Here is a 7,735-nt window from a genome sequence, read left to right as displayed (position 1 = left end):
CCCCGGATCGGCCCCCCGCCTCCCGCCCCGATTCCGACCGCGGCGGAGGGAAAGTTGACGCACCGCCCCGAATCATGCTTCGTCAATCCGACGCCTTGGCGTCCGCGAGCTTGTAGAGCGGCTCGTGGCCGAACTTCTCGCCGCACTTCGGACACTTGGCCTTCGCCAATCCCTTGCCGTTCGCCCCGCCGAGCTTCTCCTTCTTGCGCCCGTCCTCGGAGACGATCAGCCCGCAGCTCTGGCAGCGATACCCGGCGATGACCGCCTCGAGCTTCGGGTCGGCGAGGTAGAGGTCCGGACGGGCCAGTTCCGGGACCGGGGCGTCCGTGTAATGGCCGGTGTGGACAGGCGCGTCGTCGGTGCGGGGGATCGGCGCATCGGGGGCGTACGGCCGGGCGAAGCCGAACTCCTCCATGGCGCTGGCGAACCGCCGGAATTGGCTGAGCGTCATCGACACGAACGACGCCTTCTGCTTCTCCGGCGGCTGATCCGCGTCCTCCTCCCCGCCGGTACGGGGCAGACGCAGGGCGATCCGGCCCGTTCCGAACACCGGTTCGCCGCCGAACTTCGACTCGTGCGGCAGGTCCGAGGGGTACTCGACGGCCACCTCGCCGGCGTTCTCCCCGGCCAGCAGCAGGTGGGGCGTCGGCAGTTCGGAGAGATTCGGCTCGTCCTTGGCGAGATGTTCGCGGACCTTGCCGCGGACCGCGTCGGTCTTCTCCCCGCCCAGCCCGAAGCTGCCCTTCTTACCCACGACCGTCACGACCAGCAGCGTGTCCGGGGAGAGGGCGAGGTCGGCTTCCTCGAAGGCTTTGGCCTGCGAATCGGCCTTCTGCTTCACTTTCCCCGGCACGACCGAGTGCAGGCGAACGCCGTCGATGTACCGCGTGAACGCCCCGGCGGCGAGCTGATCCGGCGGTCCGGCCGGCGCCCTCGGCGGCCTCGGCCGTACCGGGGTCGGCGGCGGCTTCTTCCTCCGGGTCCGGAGGGATGTCGGGGACGAGATACCGCAAACCGCAACCGGGATGCGGGCAGCGACCGACCTTGCCCGCGTGCTTGCGGCCGACCTTGACCGGATGCCCCGCCGGACAGTGCAGCAGGATCTTATCCCCCTGAACCCGCAGACCGCGGCGTCGCCCGCCCCGGTTCATGCCGGCTTCCTGCAGGGCGATGTCCAACAGCACGTCGCCGCCGGTCGCATCGGAGTGCGCCACGTCGCTCTCGTCCGCCCCCCTCGACGCCGGCGGTTTCTCAGCGGCGGGCGCGGTCGACGAATCGCCCTCCGCGGCGCTGGCCGGCTCCTCGTCCGCCCCGGCCACCCCGTACGTCTCGCCGTCCTTATCCTCGGCCGGTTTCGCGGCCTCGGCGCCGGCGGCTTGCCCCGCAGCGGGGATCTCGGTGGAGCTTCCGAGGAGGGGGGCGGAGAAGCTCCCGTCGCCAATGTCGTCCATCGTGAACTCGTCCGCTCCGGCGTCCGGCGAGGCCGGTTCCTCCGCTTCCACGAACTCGCCGGCGAACTCGAAGTCGGCGTCGTCCTCGGAAGTACGGCGCGGCCCGGTCCGCTCGGCGTCGAGCTTGGCGGCACCGGAGGCGTCCAGTTCCGGCAGGGGCTGGTACTGAACCTCGGGACGTCGCTGGTCCATCTCGGCGAACCGATCCGCGACGTCGGCCCGCATGAATCCGCCGCAACTCCAACAGCGGACCAGCCCGGGCCGGACGTTTTCGCCGCAGCTCGGGCAAGCCACGTCGCGGGAGGTTCCGCTGGCGCTGGCGGAAGCGTTCTCCGAACCGGACCGGGGGCCGGTCTCCGGAGCGGAGCGGACGGACGAGTCAGCCATGCGAGGCGGGGGGAAGAGTCGAAGAGACCGCCCCCAGACTAGCGACGGCTTTCCTCGGTCATAGCGGCGACGGGCCAGATCCGGGGACACTACGGACGACGGCGCCCCCGCGATCACTTCGCCCGATCGGATCCACAAGATCGGAACCGCCCCCCGCCGCTTCCCAAACCCCTCGCCGGAGGATAGGCTGCTTGTAGCCATGGTTACATCGTGGCCGCGATCCCTTTCTCCTCGTCGATTCTCCATGCCCCGGTCCGGTTCTGCTCGCCTTGACCCGCGTATCGACCGGCGCCCGATCCGGCTGGCGGTCGTCGGGACGGTCGCTCTCGCTTTGACGATTGTCGCGTCGGGATGCGGGGCGAGCGACGCCGGGAACGTGAAGTCCCCCGAGCCGGGGAAGCCGGTCGTCGTGGCGACGACCGGCATGGTGGCCGACTTGGCGACCCACGTGGCCGGGGAGCATGTGGAGGTCGTGACGCTGATGGGTCCGGGCGTCGATCCTCACCTCTACAAGCCGACGATCGCCGACGTGCGGGCGATTCGCGATGCGGATCTCGTGCTTTACTCCGGGTTGAAGCTCGAAGAAGGGCTGTTCCGTCAGTTCGAGGCTCGGGAGAAAGCCGGCGCCGCGGTCGCGGCCGTCACGCGGGGCATTCCGCAACACGAACTGCTGACGCCGCCGGACTTCGAAGGGCACCCAGACCCGCACGTTTGGCACGACGTCGCTCTTTGGGCGCGGTGCCTGGACGTGGTCACGGACGAACTCGCCGCGATCGCCCCGCAGCATGAGGAGACGTTTCAAAGGAATGCGAACGGGTATCGCTGGCTGTTGCAGGCGGAGGACGAACGCGTCCGGGCCGCGATCGCGACGATCCCGCAGAAACGTCGCGTGCTGGTCACCGCCCACGACGCCTTCGGTTACTTCAGCCGCGCCTACGACATCCCCGTCCGCAGCGTGCAGGGGGTGACGACCGAGAGCGAAGCCGGCGTGGCGGACGTGAACGCCCTCGCCAAGTTCCTCGCGGACAGCGGCGTCCCGGCGATCTTCGCGGAAACGAGCGTCTCCGACCGGGCCGTCAAAGCGGTGGTCGAGGGGGCGAATCGTCGCGGCGGCAACGTGCGGATCAGCCCGACGCCCCTCTACTCGGACGCCCTCGGCGCTCGCGGCAGCGACGCGGAGAGTTACGTCGGCACGATCGCCGCGAACGTAGCGGCGATCGTCACGGAGTTGGGCGGCGAACTCCCGGAGGGCGGGTTGCTCCCCGCGGAGTGATCCCGCCTCCCCGCTATCATCCCGCCGTGCCGCCCGCCCCGCCCGCCGCCGATTCTTCCGTCGGCCCTCGCTCCGACGGTGACGCTCCCCCGCTCCGCGTTTCAGACCTCACCGTCGCCTATCACCGCAAGCCGGTGCTGGAGCGGGCCAGTTGCACGGTGCCCGCCGGTTCGCTGACGGCGATCGTCGGCCCGAACGGGGCGGGCAAGAGCACGCTGCTGAAAGCGGCGTTGGGATTGATCCCCGCCGCGACCGGGGGGGCGACGTTCTGGGGACAGCCGTTGAAGAAGGTGCGAGGCCGCGTCGGTTACGTCCCGCAGCGCAGCGAGGTGGACTGGGACTTCCCCATCACCGCCGCCGGCGTGGTCGAGATGGGCCTCTATCGAGAGATCGGTTGGCTGTGGCCCGTGGGGTCTTCGCATCGGGCGCGGGCCGCGGAGGCGTTGGGCCGGGTCGGGCTGGCCGAGTTCGCCCACCGGCAGATCGCCCGGCTCTCCGGCGGCCAACAGCAGCGGGTGTTCCTTGCGCGGGCGCTGGTTCAGGGGGCCGATCTGTACCTGATGGACGAACCCTTCGCCGGCGTCGACGCCGCGACCGAGCGGGCGATCGTCGATCTGCTGCACGAACTGCGCGACGCGGGCAAAAGCGTGCTCGCCGTGCATCACGACCTCTCCACCGTCCCGGAGTATTTTGATCGGGCCATCCTCCTGAACAAAACCGTGCGGGCCGCCGGCCCCGTGGACGAGGTCTTCACCGCGGAGGTGCTTAAGGAGGTCTACGGCGGTCGATTGGCGGTGCTGGACAGTTCCCTGTCAGGCGGTTCGCCGTCGCCGCTAGGCGGTGCGCCCCTCGACGCGGTGGATTGACCAATGGGCGATTTCTGGACGTACAACACCCGCATCGTGCTGGCCGGGGCGACGCTGCTGGGCGTCACCGGCGGGGTGGTGGGGGTGTTCGCCCTGCTCCGCAAACGGGCTTTGGTGGCGGACGTCGTCGGGCATGCGGCGTTGCCCGGAGTGGCGATCGCGTTTCTGGCCTCGTTGCTGCTGGGCGGGCCGGGGCGGGACGAACCGTTGCTGATGCTGGGCGCCGCGGTCGCCGGTACGCTGGGCGCCGCGACGCTCACGCTGCTCGGCCGGTTTACGCAGGTGAAAGAGGACGCCGCGATGGCGATCGTGCTGGGCGTGTTCTTCGGGTTGGGGGCGGCGTTGTTCCGTGTCGTACAGAACGCGCAGGGCGGCGGGGCCGCGGGCTTGAACACACTGTTATTCGGCAAGATCGCCCTGCTGGTGCGGACCGACGTGCTGCTGTTCGCGGCGCTCGCCGCGGCGGCGCTGGCGGTCTGCGTGCTGCTCCGTCGCGAGTTGGCGCTGCTCTGTTTCGATCCGGAGTTCAGCGCCTCGATCGGCCGCCCGGTGCTGCTGTTGGACCTCGCGCTTTCCGCCCTGATCGTCTCCGTCGCGGTGACCGGCATGCAGTCGGTCGGGCTAATTCTGGTCGTCGCCACGCTGGTCACCCCCGCGGCGGCGGCTCGATTCTGGACCGACCGCCTCGGCCCGATGCTTTGGCTCTCCGGCACGATCGGCGGGTTGGCGGCGGCGGCGGGCGTGCTGATCTCCGCGAGCGGCGAGAAACTGGCGGCCGGCCCGTTGATCGTGCTGTGCGGGTCCGCGGCGTTCGGCGTTTCGCTGCTGTTCGGCCCGCGCCGGGGCGTGGTCGCCCGGACCCTGCGGGAACGCAGCGTGCGGCAGGCGGCGCTCAAAGGCGGTTCTTCCCCCGCATACGGCGGGAGCGACTAGTGGAGCGCCTCGCTGCCTGGGACACGCTCGACACCGCCCTCGCGGGGACCGCGGCGATCTGTTCGGTCGCCTGCGCCCTGCCGGGCGCCCTGCTGATGCTGCGTCGGCAGAGCATGATGGCGGACGCCCTCTCCCACACCGCCCTGCCCGGCGTGGTCTTCGCATTCCTGTTCGCCCACACGCTGAACGAAGGCGATTGGATTAGCGAGGAGGCCTATCCCGCTGTGCAATGGACACTACTGTTCGCCGGAGCGGTGGCTTGCGGCGTGTTGACGGCGTGGCTGACGGAGGCCGTCCGTCGGTTGGGGAGGGTCGAAGCGGGAGCTGCGCTGGGCGTGGTCTATACGACGCTGTTCGCCCTCGGTCTGTTCGTGCTGCGTTGGCAGGCGGACGCGGTGCACATCGAGCCGGACTGCGTGCTGTTCGGCGAGGTCGAACAGACGGTTCTCAACATCGCCTTCTCCCTCTCCTTGCCGTGGGGCGGCGTGCAGGACGTGCCCGTGGCGTTCGTCAGCGGGGCCGCGGTCGCGTTATCGTCCGCCCTGCTGATCCGGCTGTTCTGGAAGGAACTGCTCGTCAGCACGTTCGATCCGGGCCTGGCCGCGGCCGTCGGCGTGAACCCCCGGCGGGTGAACGACGCCCTGATGGCCGCGACCGCGATCGCCCTAGTGACGGTCTTCCAATCAGTCGGCAGCATTCTCGCCGTGGCCATGCTGGTGACCCCCGCCGCCGCGGCCCGCTGCTGCACCGACCGCCTCGGCCCGCTGCTGGGCCTCGCCGCGATCTTTGCTGCCCTGAGCGCCTTTCTCGGCCATGCACTGAGCATCACCGCGGTCCCGGCGCTGGCGGGATCGATCGGCCTGACGAAGGTCACCGACGCCGGCACCGCCGGCCTGACGGCCTTCACCGCGGGGATGATCTTCTGCGGCTGCGCCCTGTTCGGCCCGGCCCAGGGGGTGCTCGTCCGCCGGTGGCGGGCGAAGGGGTAATGCGTTCCTCTTTACCGTCACTGACAGGCGGCGTGGCGTCACGCCATTGGGATCGCTCCGAACTTGGCCCAGAGGACGAGATGAGCGAACAGCAGCCCCGCCCCGAAAATCCAGGCGACTAGCGACTCCCCGCCGCCGGCGCCCCCGCGACAGTGACCCACCGCTACAACGACGCCCGCGGACAATGTACCCAGGGCGGTGAGGGGGATAGCCAGCAGGAGTAGATCGAATCCCCACATCCGCAAATCGAATGCCGCTCGGCCGACAGCGTCGACGTTGTATTGAACCGGCCCCGGACGCATCAGCCCCGCCGGCAGAGCGACGGCGTCCGACACCAGCAGACCCGCCAAGAGCAGCGTCACCCCATACCGCGTCGGACCGCCGGCCCGCGGGGTGTCCCACCGCACCCGCCACAGTTCGACCGCCGCAACGACTGTCACGAAGGCGTGCAGGCTCAGGAGGAGCCAATCAAAAGCGTGTGACACGACAGCATCCGAGGGGGAAGTTCCTCCCAAGAGCCTGACGCGTCGTCAATCGACCGCCCGCTGCCTCACGCCTCAATCCCCGCCTGTCCGTTGCCGCTGTGGCGGCTCTCACGCACGTTGCCGTCCTCATCCGCTCGCAGGCCGCCGCGGCGGAAGGCTTCGGCCATGGCGAGGGGGATCTCCGCTTCGGCCAGCACGACCTTCGCCTGGTTCTCCTGGGTGACGGCTCGCTGGACCTGCTCCGTGGCGACGGCCATCGCCCGGCGTTCTTCGGCCTTGGCCCGGGCGATCCGCATGTCGGCCTCGGCTTGGTCGGCCTGCAAACGGGCGCCGACGTTATCCCCGACGTCGATGTCCGCGATGTCGATCGAGACGATCTCGTACGCCGTCTGGCTGTCCAACCCCTTCGCCAGCACCGCCTTGGCGATCAGCACCGGGTCGGCGAGCACCACTTTGTGCGTCGCGGAGGAACCGATCGCAGAGACAATCCCCTCGCCGACGCGGGCGATGACGGTCTCCTCGGTCGCCCCGCCGATGAGCTGCTGAATGTTCGTCCGCACCGTCACGCGGGCGCGGGCCTTCAGTTGAATGCCGTCCTTCGCGACGCCGTCGAGGCTGTTTCGTCCGTGCCGGCGGGGGTCGGGGCAATCGATGACTTTCGGGTCGACGCTCGTCTGGACGGCTTCAAGCACGTTCCGGCCGGCGAGGTCGATCGCAGCGGCGGTCTGCCAGTCGAGGTCGATCTGAGCCCGCTCCGCGGCGATCAACGCCCGCACGATGTTCCGCACGTTACCGCCCGCAAGGTAGTGAGCCTCCATCTGGTCGGTGGAGATGGTCGGGATCCCCGCCTGCACGCCCATGATCTTCGAATCGACGATCACGGAGGGGTTCACCTTCCGCAGGCTCATGAACACCAGCGTCCACGGCCAGACGCGCACGCCGCTGAAGAAGGCCCGCAGCCACAGCTTGAAGTACCGGGCGAACAGCACCAGGAACACGAAGCCCAGCAGCGCCGCGAGCGCCAGCCCGGCGATGACGAGGATCGCCGTCAATCCGCCGCCGTCGAACAGGCCTCCGGCTTGGGCCAGCGGCGGCACGGCGCTCTGTGGCAGGGCCGACATGGTGGCGAGCGGGGTGAGCATCAGGGGAGGAGATCGCGAAACGGACGGCGGATCGGGACGAACGGCGCCGTCGCCAACGACGGGCGGGGCGGCGCGGTTCAGGCCCGAGGCGAAAGTATTCCGGTTGGGCAGGCCGCGTGCGAGCGTCCCCGCCGTCGCACCCGACTTGGGGAGGGAGAATGAGGGAGGTGGGGCGAGGGAAAGGACGGTTGAGGTCGACGGTGGCGGGG

At 69.7% G+C, this 7,735-nt stretch carries 8 protein-coding genes; 4 read left to right on the top strand and 4 right to left on the bottom strand.

What is annotated here, in order from left to right; all coding sequences use genetic code 11:
• Nucleotides 1–82: 82 nt before the first annotated feature.
• Together LzC2_RS18965 and LzC2_RS18960 are read right to left on the bottom strand one after the other, a co-directional pair.
• Entirely contained in the window at nucleotides 83–841 is a 759-nt protein-coding gene (locus LzC2_RS18965; protein WP_171189603.1) for a hypothetical protein, read from the bottom strand.
• Complete coding sequence (locus tag LzC2_RS18960; RefSeq protein ID WP_171189602.1) at nucleotides 747–1,838, bottom strand: hypothetical protein; 1,092 nt, start codon at nucleotides 1,836–1,838, stop codon at nucleotides 747–749. Before LzC2_RS18960 ends, LzC2_RS18965 begins: the two co-directional genes overlap by 95 nt.
• A gap of 376 nt (nucleotides 1,839–2,214) precedes the next feature.
• Here LzC2_RS18960 and LzC2_RS18955 point away from each other — a divergent pair, with 376 nt between their 5' ends.
• The 4 genes from LzC2_RS18955 to LzC2_RS18940 are packed head-to-tail and all read left to right on the top strand — an operon-like array spanning nucleotide 2,215 to nucleotide 5,899.
• The gene (locus LzC2_RS18955) at nucleotides 2,215–3,111 is read left to right on the top strand and encodes a metal ABC transporter solute-binding protein, Zn/Mn family (RefSeq protein ID WP_171189601.1); all 897 of its coding nucleotides are present in this window, start codon (nucleotides 2,215–2,217) and stop codon (nucleotides 3,109–3,111) included.
• Complete coding sequence (locus LzC2_RS18950; protein ID WP_315854752.1) at nucleotides 3,108–3,977, top strand: metal ABC transporter ATP-binding protein; 870 nt, start codon at nucleotides 3,108–3,110, stop codon at nucleotides 3,975–3,977. The genes LzC2_RS18955 and LzC2_RS18950 overlap by 4 nt, the downstream gene beginning before the upstream one ends.
• 3 nt (nucleotides 3,978–3,980) lie before the next feature.
• On the top strand, nucleotides 3,981–4,910 hold the full coding sequence (locus LzC2_RS18945) for a metal ABC transporter permease (protein ID WP_171189599.1): 930 nt from the start codon (nucleotides 3,981–3,983) through the stop codon (nucleotides 4,908–4,910).
• A complete protein-coding gene (locus LzC2_RS18940) occupies nucleotides 4,910–5,899 on the top strand; it encodes a metal ABC transporter permease (protein ID WP_171189598.1) in 990 nt (329 codons plus the stop codon). Before LzC2_RS18945 ends, LzC2_RS18940 begins: the two co-directional genes overlap by 1 nt.
• Before the next feature lie 38 nt (nucleotides 5,900–5,937).
• Here the strand turns inward: LzC2_RS18940 and LzC2_RS18935 are convergent, their stop codons facing one another.
• Complete coding sequence (locus LzC2_RS18935; protein ID WP_171189597.1) at nucleotides 5,938–6,384, bottom strand: hypothetical protein; 447 nt, start codon at nucleotides 6,382–6,384, stop codon at nucleotides 5,938–5,940.
• Between the two features lie 65 nt (nucleotides 6,385–6,449).
• Nucleotides 6,450–7,505: a flotillin-like protein FloA gene (gene floA / locus LzC2_RS18930; RefSeq protein ID WP_171189596.1), complete on the bottom strand. Its 1,056-nt coding sequence runs from the start codon at nucleotides 7,503–7,505 to the stop codon at nucleotides 6,450–6,452.
• Nucleotides 7,506–7,735: the final 230 nt, after the last annotated feature.

This window comes from Alienimonas chondri (assembly GCF_013036045.1).
Classification (GTDB): Bacteria; Planctomycetota; Planctomycetia; order Planctomycetales; family Planctomycetaceae; genus Alienimonas; species Alienimonas chondri.
The sequence above is the reverse complement of the archived record's forward strand: the minus strand, read 5'-3'. Positions and strand labels throughout refer to the sequence as shown.